The sequence below is a fragment of the Edaphobacter paludis genome (assembly GCF_039993895.1).
GTDB classification, from domain to species: Bacteria; Acidobacteriota; Terriglobia; order Terriglobales; family Acidobacteriaceae; genus Edaphobacter; species Edaphobacter paludis.
Genome location: NZ_CP121194.1, coordinates 1,087,082 through 1,106,412, shown reverse-complemented (window position 1 = coordinate 1,106,412; position 19,331 = coordinate 1,087,082). Strand labels below are relative to the sequence as shown.

Sequence of the window (19,331 nt, the reverse complement as noted above, 5' to 3'; positions counted from 1 at the left end):
CTCATTTGTTGATCTCCTGAAGGTTCGTTTCGGCTGCCCGGTAGCGTCCCAGCACCTTAACCATGCGGCAATGGTCCCGCAGCGCAGCGACCGCGGCATCGGCTCTGGCCGCGTCCGCAAACCGGATATCGACGTAAAACACGTACTCCCAGGGGCTGCCCGGGACGGGGCGTGACTCGATCTTGGTCAGGTCGACATCTGCCGCAGCCAGCAGCTTCAAGGCATCCACAAGGGTACCCGGCCGGTGTTCGACGGCAAAGGCCACGCTTACCTTGTTTGCCTCTTCTACTTCCACGTCTTCAACGGCAGCTTCTGCACGTCGGATCAGGTGAAAGCGGGTGTAGTTTTCAGCGTGATCTTCCACCCCGGCCATCAAAACTTCGGCGCCATATTCAGTGGCGGCCAGCTCCGGGGCCATACCGGCAGTATCCCGTAAACCTGCCTCCATCAGATGTTTCACACTCCCTGCCGTGTCATAGAATGGCACGGCCTCGAACTCGGGATGAGCGGCAAAAAAGTGGCGGCACTGCGACAAGGCAACCGGATGAGACATCACCCGGCGAATATCTCGCAGTTTGACCCCGGGCATGGCGATTAGATTGTGGCGGATATGCATCTGGCTCTCGCGCTCGATGCGCACAGGAAGCTCAAGCAAAAGGTCATAGTGCTCGGCCACCGACCCATGGAGACTGTTTTCGATGGGCAGCACAGCGCCATCGACCTCGCCCGCTACCAGCTTTGCCATGACTTCGGCAGATACGCTGCACGCCAGAATATCAGCGCTCCCCAGCATCTCCAGAGTCGCCATGTGACTATTCGACCCCATCTCTCCCTGAATTGCGATCTTCAATCTGACCTCTCAAAAACTCATATTTTATGCTCACTGGCAACCTCGTTCTTCTCCCCGGCAACTTACAACAGGAAGGCCACGTGCCATAAGCGGTCATTTATAGCGAACGGCATCAACCGCGCCAGACATTAACTTCAGGAGAACGACCCATGCTTTGGACTATCACGATTATCCTCTTCATCCTCTGGATTGTAGGGTTGGTCAGCAGCTACACCCTCGGCGGCTGGATCCATATTCTTTTGGTCCTTGCCATCATCGTTCTTATCTTCAACCTCATGTCAGGTAGACGAGCAGTTTAGGGCCGACGAAAAAATACGGTCCTCAACAAACATACGCAAACGTACGGAAAAACGGAGCCACTCAATGAACAAGGACAAAGTAACGGGTAAACTCGACCAGGTTGCCGGCAAAGTCAAAGAGAAAGTCGGCGAAGCAGTTGGCAATCAGAAACTTGCCAACTCTGGTGCAGCCCAGCAGGTAAAAGGCAACGTGAAGGAAGCCTGGGGCAACGCAAAGGACACGGCAGCGGACGTGAGCGACAAAGCACGCGCCCGTAGCACCGCAGAAGGCGCGGATCTGAAAGCACGCAGTGACGAAAAGGCTCACGATGTTCGCGAGAAGGTCACATCCACCGCGCAGAACGTTAAAGACAAGATCAACACTAAGCTGGATGAGGTGAAGCATCACCTGCATCACGACGACGATATCCGGCAAGTCCACTAAACCGCAGCAAACAGCAGGCAAAGGCCCACCCTTCGCGGTGGGCCTTTTGTTATCGCCGGAGTAAGACGTCCGCCGCGACGAAGCCAAAAAACACCACCGAGATAACACCGTTCAGGGTAAAGAAGGCTGCATTCATCCGCCGCATGTCTTTCGGCGAAATGATCAGATGCTCGTAGAGCAGCAACAATGCCACCAGCACCACGCCAAACACAGCGACCTTCCCAAGCCCGAAGAGCACGATCAGCCAGCAGAGCATTAGCAGCATACCGGCATGCATGGCGCGAGCGATCCAGAATGCGGGGGCGATGCCAAAAGCCTGCGGCACGCTATTCAGCCCGACCTTGCGATCATGCTCAAAATCCTGGCAGGCATAAAGCACGTCAAAGCCGCCGACCCACAGCAGCACAGCGACCGTCAGCACCGCGATGCGCATATCGAAGTGTCCACGCACTGCGATCCATGCTGCCGATGGAGCAATCCCCAGCGCCAGTCCCAGAACTAAGTGCGACCATCGCGTAATGCGCTTCATGTAGCTGTATGCCAGCACCACGGCCAGCGCTACTGGAGCGAGTTCGAGGGTAAGTTTGTTCAGCATCGCCGCACCGAGCGCGAAGACAACCACCGATACCACAACAAAGCCGCCGACGAATCTCCCGCTCAAGGCACCTGCAGGAATTGCCCGCATCGCCGTCCTTGGATTGGCCGCATCAAGACGAGCATCGACAAGGCGGTTGAAGGCCATCGCCGCCGACCGCGCTGCCACCATGCAAACCACGATCCAGCCCAGCACCCGCAGCGGAGGCCAGCCATCGGCGGCCAGCACCGCTCCGGTAAGCGCGAACGGCAGCGCAAAGATCGAGTGCTCCCACTTGATCATCTCAAGCGTTACAACCGTACTCTTCCACAATGAGCTCATTGCTCTATCGTAAAAGAATTGGGGCAACCCCGCCGTTTGTCGAGGTAGCCCCAATGCTTTATCAATCTGAACTATTTCTAAATCTATTTCTCGGCTTCAGGTGGCGCGCCAGCGACTTGCAGGTCGTTGATCACCTTGAAGACTCCCGGAACGCCGTTCGCGCGGATGTTGGCAATGTCTTTGTCCGACTGGCTATCCACCACACCCGACAAGGTGACGTTGCCATTGATGACCGTGATCCGAATAGGCTTGGCCGGATCGAGCGCATACTTATTCAACTGCGGCGCGCCGTAAATGGCCCGTGCCTCTGCCAACCGAATGCGGTCATCCATTGGCGATACGGGCGCGACGTTGATGTTGTCGATCACGTCCTTTACTCCGGGATAGTTCGAAACCAGGCTGACCGCCGAGTCCCGATCGACCGGGCCATAGGCTGTGCCTCCCAGGCTGACCACACCATTCTTGACGCCGATGGTCAAGGCGTTGAAGGCGGTCGTTCCATAACCGACGCGGTCGTAAGCAAGCTTTTCCGCCAGCTTATTGCGTAGCGTCGCATCGTCGACTACCGGGCCGCCAATTTCAATCAGGTTCTGAACGCCCTTCACATTCTTGCGGCGATGCGCCCGCTTGTCCGCGTCTTCCTTGTCGCTATAGACATCAACCGTACCGTTCAGCGTGACGATGCCGTCCTGAACGGTAGCAGTGACCCCTTTGAATCTCCTGTTGCTCAGCGCCTTCATAACGTCCGCCTGAATCTGCGCGTCGGACGAACTGCTGGCCGCAGTTGCCGCAGGGGCCTGTGCTACGCCTTTAGTAACGGGACCAAACATAAGCGCACACGACAACCCGAGGAGTGCTGCAATCTTCACGTTCTTCTTCACTGGCATCGATCTTTCCTTCCGGCAGACCAGCCTCAGCGTATCCGGGCCGGTCCGCGGCAAATCACACAGATAAGATGCAAAAAATGCCCTCCATCGGCTCTAACGATACCTTTGCCGCAGCTTATAAACAATACTGAAGACGTTGGACTCGTCGCGCGTCACCACGATGGACATATTGTGATTCAGGTCATATTGCACCTGGATCAACTGCTGCGCCGAACTGTTAACGTTGGTGGCAAAGGTCGCCGTGATCTGCTTCGATAGCTGCTGCTGCACCGTAATTCTTGCCGCCGAGTTTCCCAGCGTTCCCACGAATGCGGGATCGATCTTCACACTTCCCACACCGAACAGCTTCTCCACGCGATTGCTCACGGTCGCATTCAGTGCTCCGCCAAGCAGCGCGCTGGTCGTCGGATCTGTGCCCGCCTGCGCCTGCTTCTCCGAATAAATCTGCGCCTCTTCCTGGGTGCGGCCGAGCGCCAGCAGAGCGAAAACGTCGGCTTCGCTCAACGGAGGCTCCGATCTGTACGTCGGCTTGAGGTTCGTCATGGTTCCATGCAGGCCGACCGTGATGTCGTAGTTCTCGACCTGTGCGGTGGCGTCGAGATCAATGATCGGGTCGATGCGCACGGGGTTGGTAAAGTAGACATCGCCGCGCTGCAACTGGTACTTCGTACCCGCAAAAGTCGCACTGCCATCGGTGATCTGGATGCGGCCCAGCACGGAAGGTGTCGCAACCGTTCCGCGTACGGTCAGGTCCACCGTTCCCGCAAGTTTGGCGTACGAGTTTTGAAAGTCCAGCTGCGGCGAACTCGTGATCCGTACACTGAGGCGAATTTTGTTGGAGAGAGCATTCGGGTCAGGCGGCGCACTCACGCCGCCAGTCGCTGCAAATGCCGCAAGGTCGACATCCGGCCCGACGCCGAACCTTGTCAGCAACACCGTTCCGCTCAATAGCGCACTGTCCGAAGAACCCTGCAACCTCAGCTTTGTGGTTGCCGTAGCACTCAGGCCATACAACCGCACCCTCACGACATCGCCAGTCGCGTTCAGGTCGGCAAACAGGCCATTGCGATAGCGGATATAGCCGCCAATCTTCAACTGACCGCCTCCGGTAGTTGCCGTCAGGTTCTCGACCTGCAGCCGGTCTTCATTGAAGACGAGCGTGCCATTCATCTTGTTGAGACCGTTCGGAATCCCGTCCATAGCCAGGTTCACGTTGTCGAACTGCACCTTGCCAGTGAGCGCGGGGTTCTTCACCTGCCCGCCCGCGGCAACCGTAAACTCGATCTTTCCACTCGTGATCAGGTCGGAGCGGAATGTATGCAGCAGCGCCATGCTGACGCTTCCGCTTCCCTTCACGTTCAGCTTGCCACCCTTCGGATCTGTCACGCCGAATATCTGCGCCGTCCCGCTGAACTTGAGGTCCGTGTCCTGGCCGGTGATGTGAAGCTGCTCCACCGTCGCCATTCCATCTTTCAGACTCGCTCGCAAGGGTTCGGCGGCCTTCAGTTCCACGCCCTGCAACGTCACGTCGACCGGGTTGAACTCCGCGGTTCCACTCAGCGCCTTCGGTGTCTTGAGCGGCCCGCTCACCGTGACCGTACCATTGATCGCTGACTGCGCCTTCAGGGTGCCGGTGCCAAACATAGCCAATGGCTTGCCAATGTCGAGGCCGGTCAGCGTCACCTTCGCCTGAGTTTCGTAGTTGCCACTTAACTGCACCTGCCCCGTCGCCACGAGCTTCGCTCCGACGGCTGTTGAGTTGGCCGTGACATACATCGTCTCGCCCTGCGTGTGTGCCTCGGCGACGGCATCGCCCACAGGCTGCCCTTTGACGGTGATGCCAGACAGCTTCACGTTGGCCTTCAGTCCCGGCTCTTTCAAGGTGCCATTCGCATCGGCGACCACGCTCAGCGTCGCGTCTACGCTGGAATTCGCCTTCTGCACTGTGTCGAACTTTGACAGCAAAAGATTCTGCCCTTCGATGTGGCCGTGAAGATGTTCACTGCCCATGTCGTAGCCGCCATTGCCGGCAATCTCCATTCCATGAAGCTTCAACAGAACATTACTCACTTCAATATCCTGGCCGTGCGCGGTCAGGTCAGCCGCAGCGGAGTCATACGGCTCTCCATAGGCAATGCCCTTCAGCAGCGAGAGGTGCCCACTGCCGTTTAACTGCTTCAATGTTCCCGACAGATGCCCATTCGCAGCGACCGTTCCCGTCACCGGAACCTTCTGCTGTTGGCCGGTTATCTCAAGCAAATCAGCCATCTGCGCATCGGCCAGTTGCACCTGCGCGTCGAGAGCCATGCCTTCGTCCCACACATAGGTCGTGACGCCGCGATGCGATACCACCTTCCGCGGCTTCAAATCGCCAATCACCTTCAGTACGGCGGTTCCGCGCTTAACCGTCGAAGTCGCCACCAGCAGTCCCGAGTTGGGCGAGTACTCTGCGTTCGCAACAAGCGAATCGATCAGAGCATCCGTCGTGCCGATCTTCGCCTCTACATTTGACGCGTCGAGGTGGCCTTTCACATCGAGATCGCGGATCGCTCCACGCGCCGTTCCGTTGAACTGGAGCGCTCCATGAAGCACGACAGGAATTGCCGCTGCGCCCTTCTTGCCATTCCCTTCGAGTCCCAGCGTCAACAGCAACTGGTTGTATTCGCCAAGGTCGCGCACCGTCAAGTCGACGCGCAATGCCGTCAGCGGATCGCCTTCATTTACCCCCAGGATGCCACTTGCGTCGATGTTCGATTGCGGCGTCTGCAGCGTTATATTCTCAATCTGGACTGTCTCGTTAGTTCCCGAGTAATGCGCTCGCGCCTCGCCGGTCACCGGAATATCCGAGAGCGCACCTTTGCGATGAACTCCGGTCGGCGCAAATTTCAGTGTGCCATCGGCGACCACCGTGTCGGCGATGTCCTTCGCCGGGCCGCCCCATTCCATCTTGACCGGGCCACTCACGGCGGTATCAAAACCCAGATCGCCATAGTTCTCCGGCGCCGTAACATCCATGATGGTGCGCAGCGGAATTTTGTTGATCGTGGCCGACAGATAGGCGTGCGCCCGCTCGACAGGCGGCAACGCGATCTTTCCTGTAATGGGAGCCTTTGCGCCCATCGCATTCGCCGTTGCATTGGTAGTGGTCACCGCGGCCTTCGTCGTGGGCGAAGCAGGAGCATTCGCCGGGACCTCGCCCAGCCAGTTGGATATGCGCAGCTCGCCCGCCGCGCTTCCCCCGCCGGGAAGGTACCCAGTCAACGCAGTCAGCAGCAGTTCCGTCGGCGTGATATGTAAATCGGAGCTGCCGTCTATATCGCTCAGTCTGACGTACTCATCGCGATAGGCCGCCTTGTGTATCTTCGCGTTGCCCACCAGCAGATATCCAGCAACGCAATCCGGGTCGGGCGGCAGAACCTTCGTACTCGGCTTCCCATTCGATTTCGGATGAAGCCGCTGCCAGAATCTGGGATGCTTCTGCGCGGCAGCCGGTGTCGTATAGCAACTGTGGCCTTTCAGGACGAGGTCCACGGTGCCAGCCTTCAATCCGTCCACGCCGCTCAACACGGCAATCTGCTTTAGTTCCAGAGTGCCGTCTACGCTTGCCTGCCACTCAGGATGGGCGAAGTTCTTGATGCTCGCGCTCGCCTTCACTTCCGATGCCTCGCCCGTATGCAGCACGAGGTTTTTTACCTCAGCCATGTTCCGGCCTACCTCGGCCTCGACATGCAGCGTGGAGTTCGCCTCTGGCTCCTTGTCAAGCTTCGTCCGCAGGTCTTTCAGATCGACCGTGGCACCGTAGTGATCGCTCGATGCAATGTAGTGGACCTCGGCATCGAGATCGCGCGCTGCCAGATCAAACGGAATCGCCCGATCGTTCAGCAGGAGCACGCCGTTCGCCAGTTCGACCTGCTTCGCCTTCAGGTCCAGCAGCGTATCGAGTACCGGCTCCTTGCTCGTACTCGGATGCTTGGGCACAGGCTGGTTTGTCTTCCCGTTCTTGTCGATTATCAGATGCACCTGCGGATTGTCCACACGCAGAAAGCTCAGGCTGACGTGCGATGCGATGCCGGTGCCTGCTACATGAGAAAAGAAGCTGAAGATCCTGACGCTTACCTGTATCTTGTCCGCCGACAGATACGGCGCTTCTCCCGGGCCTTCGAGCCCGTGAATCACAAGGCCATCGGCCTCGATGGCAAGGTGCCAAAGTTTGAAGCTGATCTTCTGAAGTTCAACGCGACCGCCGGTCGCATTCTCCAGCACGTTCACAACCGCTTTGCTTACCCGCTGATTGAAATCATTCGTCGTCGAGTACCAGGAGAACGCCGCCACCAGAACAAGCAGAAGAATGCTGAAGCCGCCAAAGATCCACGCAATGACGTGCGCAGCTCTTCCGCCAAGGGAGCGCTTCATCTTGACGAGCTCCTCATTGAGCTTCTCTTCCAGTCTTTCGGGCAGCGGCATCTTCTCTCGATCGCTCACGGCGCCACCTCACCCGGTCGCATAATTCGTACGCGTCCCTGCGCACGCAACGATGTCAGCCAGTCCCGTAGAAGGTTGCCGACCTGCTGTTGCAGCAACACCTCTTCGATGCGCGGCGAAATCGTCTCAAGTTTCGGCGGCGTCACATGCCGCTTTGCATACTCTGGCAGCATCGTCTTTTCGTAATATGCCTTGATATCGTCGTCCGAAATCCGAATGCCGTTGCGAAAGCGCACCTCGATGAACTTCAGCAACTCCATCCGCTGCCGCCATCGCGCGCGGAACTCTTCCACAGTGAAACCGTGGTCATTCACATACTTTGCCCAGCCCGCCTCAGTCTCGCAGTGATACTGTTTGCAAGCCGGAATGTCCTTGCGCAGCGTTGCCAGCTGAGCGTCGAGTTCACCGTCTGAAACCGCAGTCTCGGGCTCAACCTCTGCCTGCTGAAGGATCAGTGTTCGATCGATGAGCCGTCTCACGGTCAATTCGCGCGAGTGGTTCGAATCGACAGCGCGGTAAGGCTGTATCTCCTCGAATCGCTGCTCCTCATCAATATCGCTCTCAAGAATCAAATCGCCGTTCACCACTGCAACGACCCGGTCGAGCACGGCTCCCTGTCCCGCCCCGGGCAGAGACGAATCAGGTCCAAGTGGTGCGGCAGGCTTCTGTGCCGCAGGGGGCTCCGCTGTCGGCATCTGTGTTTCCGACGTCGGTGCGGTGGGCGTCTGCACGGCAGCAGCCTGTGCCCAGCCCGTCCCAGGCTGCATCAACGCAGTCGCCAACATCAGTCCGCCAACCAACCCAAATCCCGCATTGTGTCTCATCCATTGCATTTAGAAGCTCTGTCCAATGCTGAAGAAAAAATTGAAGTGACCAGCCTGACCTACGTGTGGAGGATGATTATTGAAGTCATAGATCACCGGATACATCGGTGGATTCAGGTTATAGCTGAAGTCCACGCGGATCGGCCCAACGGGAGTCTTATAGCGCGCTCCCAAACCAACGGCATGAGAGAAATAGTTGAAGTTGCACGTGCCGACCTTACCCGATACATCCGAGCACGTCTGCTTGTTCGGCTGATGAAACCGTAGAAAGCTGGGAAACATATCGCCCGCATTCTGAAACACATTCCCCATATCGTGAAAGACCACAAAGCTAACGCTGCTCCCCACATAGGGCAGCGTCGGGGGCGGCAGACGCAGTTCGAGCGAATTGACCAGCGCGGCCTTGCCGCCTACCGGGAAACCCGTCTGTAGATCACGCGGCCCCGCAGCATTGATTCCAAAACCTCGATGCGAACTCGCACCGCCGGCATATAGCCGCTCCGGCAGCGGCACAGCGTCGCAACTGGGGTTAGTAGTCAGCAGGACTCCCTGACAGACGTCCGTTGTTGCGTTGGGATTCACGCCCGAAGCCCGCTCATATCCAATACGCGTGCTTCGCGCCAGCACATATTTCTGTTTGCCGAACTCATAGTAGGTCGAGTTGGTTCCATCGAGCTTGTAGAAGTCGGTCTGCGATCCGAACTTCGACGATGCCAGGAAACCTTGGATGGTCGTGTACGAGCCCTTCACCGCATCCAGCGGACTCGGCGACCTCGTGTCGTGGAACCACGTAATCCCGGGCCCGCCTACCCGGACAGGCTGCGAGAGTAATGGGATCAAGTCCGCCGAAACCTGTAGGCTGTTGGGATCGACCTTAACCCTGCGGTACTGAAAGTCGTACATAAACGTATCTGCGCGCTTCACCTTCTCCGTCACCCGAAAATCACCCTGCAGCGTGGAAGAGGCAAACGTCGTGATGTCCTGCACATTCGAGTAACCGCCAGAGAGGCTCGCCGAAAGATCCTTTCTCCCAAACAAATGCGGATTCTGAAAGGTCAGCGTTCCAATCTCCTCCAACAGCCCATACGACCCGTGCAACGTCAGCGAGTCTTCCGTACCGCGTAGATTAATTCTCGATACGTCGATCGATACTCGCGGGCTGACTCCCGCTTTACCGTTCTGGGTTATATCTTTGTTGCAACTGGGATTGCCGAGTTGTATACACGAAGCCTCCGAGATCGTGCCCCGGCTCGGGGTGCCCGTCTGCGCTTCGAGTCCAACTCCGTATGTAATATTCCACCGCTTCGCCTCAGTCACCTGCACCAGTACATTCTTTGTGGGCGCATCTCCCGCTGGATTCTGCACTGCCGCCACAACCTCATTGAAGAGTGCCATGTTGTAAAGATTTCTCTGCGTCTCCAGCAGCGCGCTCTGGTCGAGCGGGTCGCCCGGGTGCACCAGGATGCGCTTTTCCACCACCGCCGGCTTGGTGCGATCGATCCCCGAGAGCAACACATGATTGATAAAAACCTGCGGCCCTTCGGTCACATTCAGCACGACATTGACCTTGGTGGCATCAGCCTTGTTCTCCTGTTTAACCTCAACCCTCACCTGATCAAATCCGTGACTCAGGTAGTATCCCAGCACCGCGTCACGGTCGCCCGAAAGCGTCACCAGCGAAAACGGCTGGCCCTGCTGCGAGTTCATCAGGCCCTTGATCTCGGTCATACGGCTCGGATCGACGCCAGCCAGGTTGACGGTGCCAAACTTCTGTTGCTTCCCTTCATTCACCACATAGGTCACACGAATCTGCGCGAATTTCAGAGGCTTGCCATCCGGTGCATCATCAACGTCCTTAACATCGGTAGTCACCTTGGCCTGATCGAAGCCGTTTGCTCGATACAGCGCCTCAATCGAATTGACATCCGCCGTCACCAGCGAAGGGCTATACCGTCCACTGCGCAGGTACAGATTGGCCTTCTGCACCTGCATCCTCTCTTTGAGAAGGTCCGCAGTGAAGTACTTATTTCCCTTGATATTCACAGCGAGCACCTTGTGCTTCGCGCCCCGATCGACCGTGAATACCACTCGCTCCGACGGCGTATCTTCTCCGATCACGCGGACCTGAACCGTCGCGTCGAAGTATCCCTGCTGCTGCACGTAGTCGCGAATGTTGTAGACGCCCTCGTTCAGCAGGTCGTTGTCGATGGTCCCCTCTTCAAAGATCGGCACCAGTAGATGGAGGCGGCTCTTCGAGAGCTTCACCCCCTCCACCAGTACCTTTACCACCGGTCCCTGGTCAGCGTGGAAGTCGTAGTCCAGTTGTTTCCGCACCGGGACATACGTCTGCTTCTGCAGCGTCACCACCGCTTCCAGATGGTCCTTCTTCTGATATTGAGCGCGCAGTCGCGTCAGCGCATTGCTGGTCGTGTCCCGGGTCACTTTTTTCCCGGTCTTCAACTTTCCCTTTTTCTTGAACTGCTCCAGCGTCAGTCCAGGGTCGGTACCCTCCAACTGCACCTGCCCGATGCGCGCCTGCGGCCCAACATCGACCGTATACGTCACATTGACCTGGTCTCCAGCTTCATCGGTCACCGTCTTCGCAGAGACCTTCGGCTGGTAATAGCCCTGCTGCTCCAGCGTCTGTCTAATCCCCTCCACTCCATCCGACACTGCCGTTCGAGTCAGCCCTGTCCCCGGACTCAGTTTGGTCGCATACTCAAGCAACGAAGTCAGTCGCTCGCTCTTGACGTTCGCAATTGTCACCCGGCCAACGTAATACCGCGGCGATCCGGCAAAGATCAGCGTTACGCTGTCGCCCTGCCGAACGCCCCTCACCTCGACATCGCGATAACGCCCGCTGGCAAATAACCGTCGCGTGCTCTGGCGAACCTTCTCCGGATCGAAGGGCGCGCCCGCCTTCTGCGCAAGCTGGCTCGGCAACTTGTCCGTCGCATCGAAGGTCACCCCTTCAAATTCAATCTTGCTGACGTGCAACCCCTTCCATTGCCACACTGTCGTCGAAAGTGCCGGACCAAAGTCAGCCAGAGATGCGTTGATCCGCTGCTGCGCCTCCTCCGGCGTCTCCGCAGTCGGCGCTTGCGGCACAATCCTGGGGTTCGGCACCACGGCAGGAGCCTGCTCTCCATCTGTGGTCGACGGAACCGGAGAGGGAACAGGCGAAGGAATATTCTGCGCAGTCGCAAAACCGCCCAGCAGCACAAGCGCGGCAATCAATCGAGTCGCCGCCGCGAGCCCAGTACCTCCTCTCCTAAGCCTCAAACCCGCACATCCTCTCCTAAGCCAACCCGACAAGCACACCCGCCATTTCTCTGTTTCTCTCACCAGTCAATACTGAACACTTAGTCGGAGCAGGATAAGACTTGCCCTGAGCAGGATTGGATGCCAAAAACTCCTGCGATGTCGGCCAACTCCCATCAACCATCCACGCATTCCCTATACTACGAAAGAGCAGCGCTCTTTGAGCGCACGCAGCCGCTTTTACTATGCCCCAGGACGCCTCCATCCCCGCAGCCATTTTGAGTTCCACCACGATCTCGAATGAAGACCGCTATTCGCGTCAGATGCTCTTTCCCGGCATCGGTAAAGCAGGTCAGCAGAAGCTCGCCTCCGCCCACGTTGCCATCATAGGAGTTGGGGCTACCGGGGCGGCCTCCGCATCGCTCCTTGCCCGCGCCGGCGTCGGCACGCTTACCCTCATCGACCGCGACTTTGTCGAGCCATCCAATCTCCAGCGCCAGGTCCTCTTCGACGAAGCCGACGCCCTGGAATCTCTGCCCAAGGCCGAAGCCGCCCGCCGCAAGATCGCGCTCTTCAACTCCGGCGTCGTCGTCCACGCTCACATCGCAGACCTCGTTCCAGCCAACATTGCTGAACTCCTCAGCTCCGCCGACCTCATCCTCGACGCCACCGACAACTTCGAAACCCGCTACCTGATCAACGACTTCGCCGTCCAGCAAGCGAAGCCCTGGATCTACGCCGCCGCCATCGGCGCCTACGCTGCAACCATGAACATCCTCCCTCCGGGCTGCACCCCTGACCCTCTTTCCCCGATCCCTGTTCCTTACTCCCCCACCGCCTGCCTCGCCTGCATCTTCCCCAAGCCCCCCACGGGACCGGTCGAAACCTGCGATACCTCTGGCATCCTCAGCACCGCCGTCAATCTGGCGGCGTCCATCCAGGTCACCGAAGCCCTCAAATTTCTCACCGGCCAATCGAACCTCATGCGCCGATCGTTACTCTCCTTCGACCTCTGGACGAGCGAGCGCTCCGAGATCTCGACCAGCCAGCCCCGCCCCGGCTGCACCGTCTGTGGCCAGCGGCAGTTCACTCATCTCGCCGGCGAAGGCCGCCCCCACATCACACTCTGCGGACGAAACTCCGTCCAGATCCACGAGCACCACCGCCCCGTCGACTTCAGCGCCATGCGCGACCGCCTCAGCCCGCACGGCACCGTCCGTTTCAACGATCTCCTCCTGCGTTTCGAGCGCCCGCCCCACACCCTCACCCTCTTCGCAGATGGCCGCGCCATCATCCAGGGCACCACCGACGTAACCCTCGCCCGCTCCCTCTACGCCCGCTTCATCGGATCGTAAAACTTCATGAAGCGGCAGACGCACATCATTTATGACCAAAGCAAAGTTATCTCGACCGGAGCGAAGCGCAGTGGAAAGACCCCCAGTATTTTGCCTTTTGCTCTTCCCTGTCCTGAATTAGCGTCTATGAGCGAATATTCGCAATCGAATCACCCTAAGCCAGCTACCTAACCAAACCCTTTGAAATCCGTCTTATACAGAGGGATAAACAACCTTTTGACTGCATCTCCCCTCCAACCTCAGAACCATCCAATTCCTCCGTTTGCGATAAGCTTCAAGCAGGCGACAACGAAGCAACGCACAAGCATGGAGTTCAAACCATCATGGAGCAACAAGGCCTACGTATGATTGAAACGAAGCCCGGGCCCAGCCTGTTCAAACGAAATCCGCCGATCGCCGGTGAAGCCGAAGCCATCGAGGCCGCAAAAAACGGAGATGCCGAAGCATTCTCCAAGCTCTATGCGCTCCATAAGCGCCGCGTCTACACCCTTTGCCTCCGCATGCTCGGCAACGTCTCCGAAGCCGAAGACATGACCCAGGAGGCCTTTCTCCACCTCTTTCGCAAGATCGGCAGCTTCCGCGGGGAATCGGCCTTCTCGACCTGGCTGCATCGCCTTACCGTCAACCTGGTCCTGATGCATCTCCGCAAAAAGGGCTTGAATCTGGTCTCTCTCGAAGAGACGATCAACCCATCGGAAGACGACGCACCAAAGCGCGATTTCGGCAGCCGTGACCCGCAACTCGCTGGTTCGGTCGACCGAGTGGCCTTGGAGCGCGCCGTGACCTCGTTACCCCCTGGCTACCGCATGGTATTCATTCTCCACGACGTCGAAGGCTTCGAGCATAATGAAATTGCCACCATGCTCGAATGCTCCACCGGAAACAGCAAATCCCAGCTACACAAGGCACGACTCAAGCTACGCGAACTGCTTCGTCAACCCGAGCAGTCTATCCAGCAAGCCGGCCTCAAGGAGGCCGCTCAATGACTTCGAACAATTCCAATTCGAAATTTCCTGCCACCATCTCCTGCGCCGAGTTTCAGGAGCAGCTCCCTGATCTCTTCGCCTCCGGCGGTAACGGTATTCCCGAAGATCCAGCTCTGGTCGAGCACCTGAAGGTCTGCGACAACTGTTCGGCTCTCGTACGCGATCTGCAGTACATCGCCGATCAGGCCAGCCTTCTTCTGCAACCCACACTCGAACCCAGCGACAATGTATGGAAAAAGATCCAGGAAGGTATGGATTCAGATCGCATAGCCGCAGCGCCTCATACTTCTGAATAATCGGCCCATCTGCCATATCCTCATAGATGGTTTGCTAACGGATGCTGAAAAACCACACCGCTCTCTCCACTCCACTCACAAAGCTCAAGCCATCTTTTACCAGAGGCCACGCTTTTGACACCGGAGCGGAGAGACCGGTGTATTTTTGGCTTGCACCCAGGCAAAGCAATATTCTTGTCAAGTCCCGCGAGCATCCTTTGAAACACCACCTATTCAAATAACTCCATACAATTGAATAGCTTGCAGCAACGAAAATAAACATCCAAAAACTGCATATCAGTTTCATTCAATTTACTAAAATAGAAAACGGGGAAGAATAATCCCTGGAACTCGTCTCTACTACTCGCCCCTAACCTGTTTAAAACAGGTACTTTACCCGCAACCTCAATGGATACAAGACTTTAGAAATATCTCTTTTAGATGGAAGACTTTGCAGGTAAAGTATGGGGTAGGGGGTACCTCGCGGGAGCAAATGGCAATAGTTAATCCTTGCAACCGCAACCTTGCCCGTGTATTGTGAACTTGTCATGTCGAGCCGCTTCCAGCCCGCTTTCTTTAGCTTCCGCTACTGGCCCATTGCTGCGGCCCGGCGGAACCCTCGCATGACTCTCTGATACCAGCGCCAACTTTCAGAGTCTTCGAACTTCCCGAGCCGCGATCCTAAAGATCGTGGCTTTTGTATGTTCGCCACCAAAAATCCAAGCCAAACTAAACTAAAGAAGGCCATGATATCCATGAGCAATCAAACCGACACTGAATCCGAAATGAAACCCGTGATCGAACTGGCCAGCCCGCCGCACCTTCGACGTCTCGTCCTCACCGGATTCATGGGCGCGGGCAAGTCAACCATCGGCCGCGTCCTCGCCTCGCGCCTCGGCTGGACCTTCCTCGACCTTGACGCCCATCTTGAGCAGCGCACAGGAGCCACCATTCCCCAGCTCTTCGATCGCCACGGCGAAGCCCGCTTCCGCCTCCTCGAATCCACCGCACTGGCCTCCGCGCTCGGCCAGTCCAATACAGTTCTCGCCCTGGGCGGAGGAACTCCCGAGGGCCTGACCAATCGTCTGCTGTTGGAGCAGACCCCCGCGACCTTCACCATCTTCCTCGACGCGCCCTTCCCCGTCCTCTTCGATCGCTGCATGATGCAGGGCATCGCTCGGCCTGTGCTCGAAGATCCGGATGCAGCCCAACTCCGCTTCAGTGCCCGTCACCCGCTCTATCGTCGCCTAGCCCATCTCACCATCGACACCACCGTCCTCACCTCGGAGGAGACCGTCGATGCCTTGATCGCCGCGCTTACTCAAACTCCGCACGATCGTCTCTGAACCGCCGCGCGCACATTATCTGCATCCAACCTGTCACAAGCCCCACAGGAGAATGAAGCTGGCCACCTCAACGCCCAACCTTACCCCCGGCGAAAAAGAATCCCGGAAAGCAGTACGCGGCCACATTCTCTTCAGCATTGCCGTCCTGCTCGCGCTCTACCTGGCCTGGCACCTGCTTAAAGAGCTGGAGATTATCTACGTCAGCGCCCTCTTCGCGGTCGTTTTTACGCCCCTCGTCGTTCGCATTACCAAGCTCGAATTTCGCAGCTATCGCCCCTCCCGCGGCATCGCCATCGTCATTCTCATCGCCGGTGTCCTTGTCGCCCTCACTATCTTCTTCACCTTTGGTCTGCCGCCTGTCGTAAGAGACCTCCGCGAGTTCTCGACCGAGCTTCCCCAGCGCATACCCGAAGCCGTTGCACGCATCAACAAACTTCCCTTCGCCGCCAAATTCAATCTCGATTCCGTGATCCAGCGTGCTGAGGGAGCGCTTACCGAAACTGCCAGCTACCTCTTTACCTCTCTGCCCGCCTGGCTTTCGCACCTCTTCGACATCCTCACTGCTGCCTTCCTCTGCATCTATTTCATGCTCGAAGGCGAATACGCCTACCGCTTCTTTCTCTCCCTGTTTCCCTATCCGCAGCGTGCTCGTCTAGACCAAACCCTCCACAAGGCAGAGTTGAAGGTCAGCAAATGGCTCTTAGGGCAAGGTCTGCTCATGCTGATTCTTGGTGTCTGCAGCACCATCGTTTTTGGCCTGCTCCACGTCCGTTACTTCCTCCTCCTCGGAGTCTTGATGGGCCTGTTCAACATCATTCCCATCGCCGGAGGCATCGTCACGATGGTGCTCGTAACCGGCGTAGCGGCACTCGATTCCTGGAGCAAGGTCGCCGGCGTCCTCATCTTCTATCTCATCTATGTCAACATCGAGAACGCCTACCTCACACCGCGCATCATGCGATCCAGCGTCAACCTCATGGGACTGACCGTGCTTATCGCCCTGCTCTGCGGAACCGCTCTGGCTGGCGTCGTAGGAGCCCTCGTTGCCGTTCCCACGGCGGCCTTGGTCAGCGTCCTGCTCGATGAATATGCCGTCCAATAACACCACGCCAGCCTCTAGCGAGGTATGCATACTTTAGTGTAGTGTCACCGTGAGAAAAAATCTTGATAAGCCATCCTCTCTTGCTATTCTCAATCCAGTGACCGACTTACGATTTGAACAACAAACGCAGCGCAACCTGATCGCCCCGGTCCTTATTGCGTTTCTCCTGCTTGGGTTTGTCCTCGCCCTGGTGATCCGCCACACGCCGGCCCAAACGGTAGACCTTACCATCACCCACACAGCCGTATATCCCACTCATACTGTCTTCAAGTCCGATTCTCTCGTCGTAGGCAGCGACAAAGCCGAGGATAACCTCTACGTCCTGGCAAACCTGCGCGTCGACGACCCTCTGCGCCTTCCTCTCTTTCTCAAAGACTTCACCGCTACACTTCTCACCGCCGACGATCAGGAGATCACGACCACCGCTGCCGAAGCGAAGGACCTTCCCAACATCTACACCTCCTTCCCCGCGCTCAAGCCACTGTCCTCGGCTCCGCTCCGCCGCGAAATCCTCATCGCTCCCGGCGGCTCCGCAGAAGGCATGGTTCTTCTCCAGTTCCCCATCACACTGGATACGTGGAACCACCGCAAATCCGCCGTCCTCAATGTGGATCTTTATCACATCGGGACCTTCCCCATCACCATCCCGCTGAATAGCAAGAAAACCTCTACCAACTTCGATCAGTAATAATCAGGAATGACCCGCCGCCGCTGGATCGCCGATAACTGGACCGCCACTACAGCCTCGCTCAGTGGAGATCAGGCCGCCCACCTCGCCCGCGTACTCCGCGCCGAACCCGGCCAGATCTTCGACGTCGTCGCGGGAGGCTTCCTCCACCGCGCTGAAGTGACCAGCGTCTCCGAAGACAATGTCCTGTTCACGCTGCACGAAGAGCTCGAAGCCGACGCCGCGCTTCCGCTCCATCTTTTACTCGCCGTCTTCAAGTTCGACCACATGGAATGGGCCATCGAAAAGGCCACCGAGCTTGGGGTGGCGCGCATCACTCCCATTCTTGCCCGCAGAACCGAAAAGCATCTAACACTTGCCGCCCCGAAGCGCGCCGAGCGCTGGCGACGCATCGCTCTCGAAGCCTCCAAGCAATCCCGCCGTACCGACATCCCCGAGATTGCCGCTCCCACCACTCTGAAGGCCGCTCTCGAACAAGAGCAAAGCGCGATCCACATTCTCCTCTCTGAGACCGAACAGGCCACCACTCTGTCCGCAGCTCTCGCAGTCTCGAGGCAAGCTACGGGTTACGAGACGGTCGCTCTGGCCATAGGGCCCGAGGGCGGCTGGACGCCGGAAGAGATGGCACTTTTCACAACGCATCACTGGACGCCTGTTACGCTTGGCCCTCGTATTCTCCGCGCCGAAACCGCAGCAATCGCCGCGATCGCCATCACCTCAACTCATCTCTCCTAAGCTCGAGCTCGCTTTATTTGAGGGCCAAATGAAAAGAGCTGCCCACGGTAATGACCGTAAGCAGCTCCAGAAAATCCGCGTCGCAATGACCTCCAGCCATTTCTTACTTATAAAAATTGAAGGTAATGCCAGCCTTCGACATAAAGCTGTGATTCCAGCTATTGTCGTCTTGAAGCTGTCCCACATATTCGCCAGGAATCAACTGAAACGAAATACCGCGCGAGATCTTGTAGTTGAGCCCGATTCCGCCTGTCGCCACCGGGTTCCAATCGGAGACATCGCTCAATTTCCGTGTGGCTCGAATCTCTCCGCCCTCGGCAAATGCGAAGGGGCTGAACCTCGAGTGCGGCGCAAAGTTGAACCTCGGACCCGCAGCCATCATGAGCCTGTCCTGTCCGGGATAGACGCTGCGCATGTAGAGACTGGTAAACTCCGCCTGCAACCCGAGGTACTTTGTGAAGTTCACCTCCGGCGTTGCCGACCATCCCATCAGGCTGCGATTTGCGCCTGCGAGGTCCGGTGCGTACTGATACACATAGCTTGCTGTGAACGAACCAACTGGCGCATCATGCATCGATGGGGTAAACACTCCCCGACTGAAGAATCCTCCAGAGGTGGCTTGTGGCTGCTGGGCAGAAGGGCTTCCGCCGGCTGAGCTATCCGGTGCGACGATTGATGAGCTATTGCTGTTGGAACTCTGAGCCTGAAGCCCGACAGGTATAACCAGCAAACATGCGAGTAAAATTTTAACCATAGTTCTCCTGCGCTGCTGGAAGGTATATGTTCGATAAACCTTGAAGCAGCGTCATTTAGCGAAGGATCGCTACTGTAGTAGATGCGTCCTCCTCGGCTAAAGTTTGAAGAACATTAAAATTCTCTTTACATAATTTTAATCACTCTG

At 57.4% G+C, this 19,331-nt stretch carries 16 protein-coding genes; 9 read left to right on the top strand and 7 right to left on the bottom strand.

What is annotated here, in order from left to right; translation table 11 throughout:
- Window position 1 precedes the first annotated feature (1 nt).
- Window positions 2–850, bottom strand: a complete 849-nt coding sequence (locus tag P4G45_RS04500) for a prephenate dehydratase domain-containing protein (protein ID WP_348268480.1) — start codon at window positions 848–850, stop codon at window positions 2–4.
- Window positions 851–999: 149 nt separating this feature from the next.
- Between P4G45_RS04500 and P4G45_RS04495 the strand changes: the two genes are divergently transcribed.
- A complete protein-coding gene (locus P4G45_RS04495) occupies window positions 1,000–1,149 on the top strand; it encodes a lmo0937 family membrane protein (RefSeq protein WP_348268479.1) in 150 nt (49 codons plus the stop codon).
- Window positions 1,150–1,213: 64 nt separating this feature from the next.
- On the top strand, window positions 1,214–1,573 hold the full coding sequence (locus tag P4G45_RS04490; RefSeq protein WP_348268478.1) for a CsbD family protein: 360 nt from the start codon (window positions 1,214–1,216) through the stop codon (window positions 1,571–1,573).
- A 49-nt stretch (window positions 1,574–1,622) separates the two neighbouring features.
- Here the strand turns inward: P4G45_RS04490 and P4G45_RS04485 are convergent, their stop codons facing one another.
- The 5 genes from P4G45_RS04485 to P4G45_RS04465 form a co-directional block, all read right to left on the bottom strand.
- Window positions 1,623–2,489: a UbiA-like polyprenyltransferase gene (locus P4G45_RS04485; RefSeq protein ID WP_348268477.1), complete on the bottom strand. Its 867-nt coding sequence runs from the start codon at window positions 2,487–2,489 to the stop codon at window positions 1,623–1,625.
- A gap of 83 nt (window positions 2,490–2,572) precedes the next feature.
- Window positions 2,573–3,376, bottom strand: a complete 804-nt coding sequence (locus P4G45_RS04480; protein WP_348268476.1) for a BON domain-containing protein — start codon at window positions 3,374–3,376, stop codon at window positions 2,573–2,575.
- Between the two features lie 93 nt (window positions 3,377–3,469).
- Window positions 3,470–7,858 carry a translocation/assembly module TamB domain-containing protein gene (locus P4G45_RS04475; RefSeq protein ID WP_348268475.1) on the bottom strand — a complete coding sequence of 1,463 codons (4,389 nt, stop codon included), beginning with the start codon at window positions 7,856–7,858 and terminating at the stop codon, window positions 3,470–3,472.
- Window positions 7,855–8,691, bottom strand: coding sequence for a peptidylprolyl isomerase (locus tag P4G45_RS04470; protein ID WP_348268474.1), 837 nt, complete (start codon window positions 8,689–8,691; stop codon window positions 7,855–7,857). Before P4G45_RS04470 ends, P4G45_RS04475 begins: the two co-directional genes overlap by 4 nt.
- Window positions 8,692–11,964, bottom strand: a complete 3,273-nt coding sequence (locus tag P4G45_RS04465; protein WP_348268473.1) for a POTRA domain-containing protein — start codon at window positions 11,962–11,964, stop codon at window positions 8,692–8,694.
- A gap of 224 nt (window positions 11,965–12,188) precedes the next feature.
- On the opposite strand from P4G45_RS04465, the gene P4G45_RS04460 reads away from it, so the two are divergent.
- From P4G45_RS04460 to P4G45_RS04430, 7 genes are all read left to right on the top strand, one after another.
- The gene (locus P4G45_RS04460) at window positions 12,189–13,298 is read left to right on the top strand and encodes a ThiF family adenylyltransferase (RefSeq protein WP_348268472.1); all 1,110 of its coding nucleotides are present in this window, start codon (window positions 12,189–12,191) and stop codon (window positions 13,296–13,298) included.
- A 344-nt stretch (window positions 13,299–13,642) separates the two neighbouring features.
- Complete coding sequence (locus P4G45_RS04455) at window positions 13,643–14,284, top strand: RNA polymerase sigma factor (RefSeq protein WP_348268471.1); 642 nt, start codon at window positions 13,643–13,645, stop codon at window positions 14,282–14,284.
- Window positions 14,281–14,580: a hypothetical protein gene (locus P4G45_RS04450; RefSeq protein ID WP_348268470.1), complete on the top strand. Its 300-nt coding sequence runs from the start codon at window positions 14,281–14,283 to the stop codon at window positions 14,578–14,580. The genes P4G45_RS04455 and P4G45_RS04450 overlap by 4 nt, the downstream gene beginning before the upstream one ends.
- Before the next feature lie 734 nt (window positions 14,581–15,314).
- Window positions 15,315–15,905: a shikimate kinase gene (locus P4G45_RS04445; protein ID WP_348268469.1), complete on the top strand. Its 591-nt coding sequence runs from the start codon at window positions 15,315–15,317 to the stop codon at window positions 15,903–15,905.
- Between the two features lie 52 nt (window positions 15,906–15,957).
- Window positions 15,958–17,007, top strand: a complete 1,050-nt coding sequence (locus P4G45_RS04440; protein ID WP_348268468.1) for an AI-2E family transporter — start codon at window positions 15,958–15,960, stop codon at window positions 17,005–17,007.
- Window positions 17,008–17,056: 49 nt separating this feature from the next.
- Window positions 17,057–17,695 carry a hypothetical protein gene (locus P4G45_RS04435; RefSeq protein WP_348268467.1) on the top strand — a complete coding sequence of 213 codons (639 nt, stop codon included), beginning with the start codon at window positions 17,057–17,059 and terminating at the stop codon, window positions 17,693–17,695.
- A 9-nt stretch (window positions 17,696–17,704) separates the two neighbouring features.
- On the top strand, window positions 17,705–18,430 hold the full coding sequence (locus tag P4G45_RS04430; protein ID WP_348268466.1) for an RsmE family RNA methyltransferase: 726 nt from the start codon (window positions 17,705–17,707) through the stop codon (window positions 18,428–18,430).
- A 103-nt stretch (window positions 18,431–18,533) separates the two neighbouring features.
- Here the strand turns inward: P4G45_RS04430 and P4G45_RS04425 are convergent, their stop codons facing one another.
- Window positions 18,534–19,184 carry a hypothetical protein gene (locus P4G45_RS04425; RefSeq protein ID WP_348268465.1) on the bottom strand — a complete coding sequence of 217 codons (651 nt, stop codon included), beginning with the start codon at window positions 19,182–19,184 and terminating at the stop codon, window positions 18,534–18,536.
- Between the last annotated feature and the right edge of the window lie 147 nt (window positions 19,185–19,331).

Excerpts from the sequence above, each read along its gene's own strand:
- P4G45_RS04430 (WP_348268466.1), top strand. The coding sequence starts at position 17,705 with ATGACCCGCCGCCGCTGGATCGCCGATAACTGGACCGCCACTACAGCC.
- P4G45_RS04490 (WP_348268478.1), top strand. The coding sequence starts at position 1,214 with ATGAACAAGGACAAAGTAACGGGTAAACTCGACCAGGTTGCCGGCAAA.
- P4G45_RS04455 (WP_348268471.1), top strand. The coding sequence starts at position 13,643 with ATGATTGAAACGAAGCCCGGGCCCAGCCTGTTCAAACGAAATCCGCCG.
- P4G45_RS04450 (WP_348268470.1), top strand. The coding sequence starts at position 14,281 with ATGACTTCGAACAATTCCAATTCGAAATTTCCTGCCACCATCTCCTGC.
- P4G45_RS04425 (WP_348268465.1), bottom strand. The coding sequence starts at position 19,184 with ATGGTTAAAATTTTACTCGCATGTTTGCTGGTTATACCTGTCGGGCTT.
- P4G45_RS04470 (WP_348268474.1), bottom strand. The coding sequence starts at position 8,691 with ATGCAATGGATGAGACACAATGCGGGATTTGGGTTGGTTGGCGGACTG.
- P4G45_RS04440 (WP_348268468.1), top strand. The coding sequence starts at position 15,958 with ATGAAGCTGGCCACCTCAACGCCCAACCTTACCCCCGGCGAAAAAGAA.
- P4G45_RS04485 (WP_348268477.1), bottom strand. The coding sequence starts at position 2,489 with ATGAGCTCATTGTGGAAGAGTACGGTTGTAACGCTTGAGATGATCAAG.
- P4G45_RS04460 (WP_348268472.1), top strand. The coding sequence starts at position 12,189 with ATGCCCCAGGACGCCTCCATCCCCGCAGCCATTTTGAGTTCCACCACG.
- P4G45_RS04480 (WP_348268476.1), bottom strand. The coding sequence starts at position 3,376 with ATGCCAGTGAAGAAGAACGTGAAGATTGCAGCACTCCTCGGGTTGTCG.
- P4G45_RS04445 (WP_348268469.1), top strand. The coding sequence starts at position 15,315 with ATGAGCAATCAAACCGACACTGAATCCGAAATGAAACCCGTGATCGAA.
- P4G45_RS04495 (WP_348268479.1), top strand. The coding sequence starts at position 1,000 with ATGCTTTGGACTATCACGATTATCCTCTTCATCCTCTGGATTGTAGGG.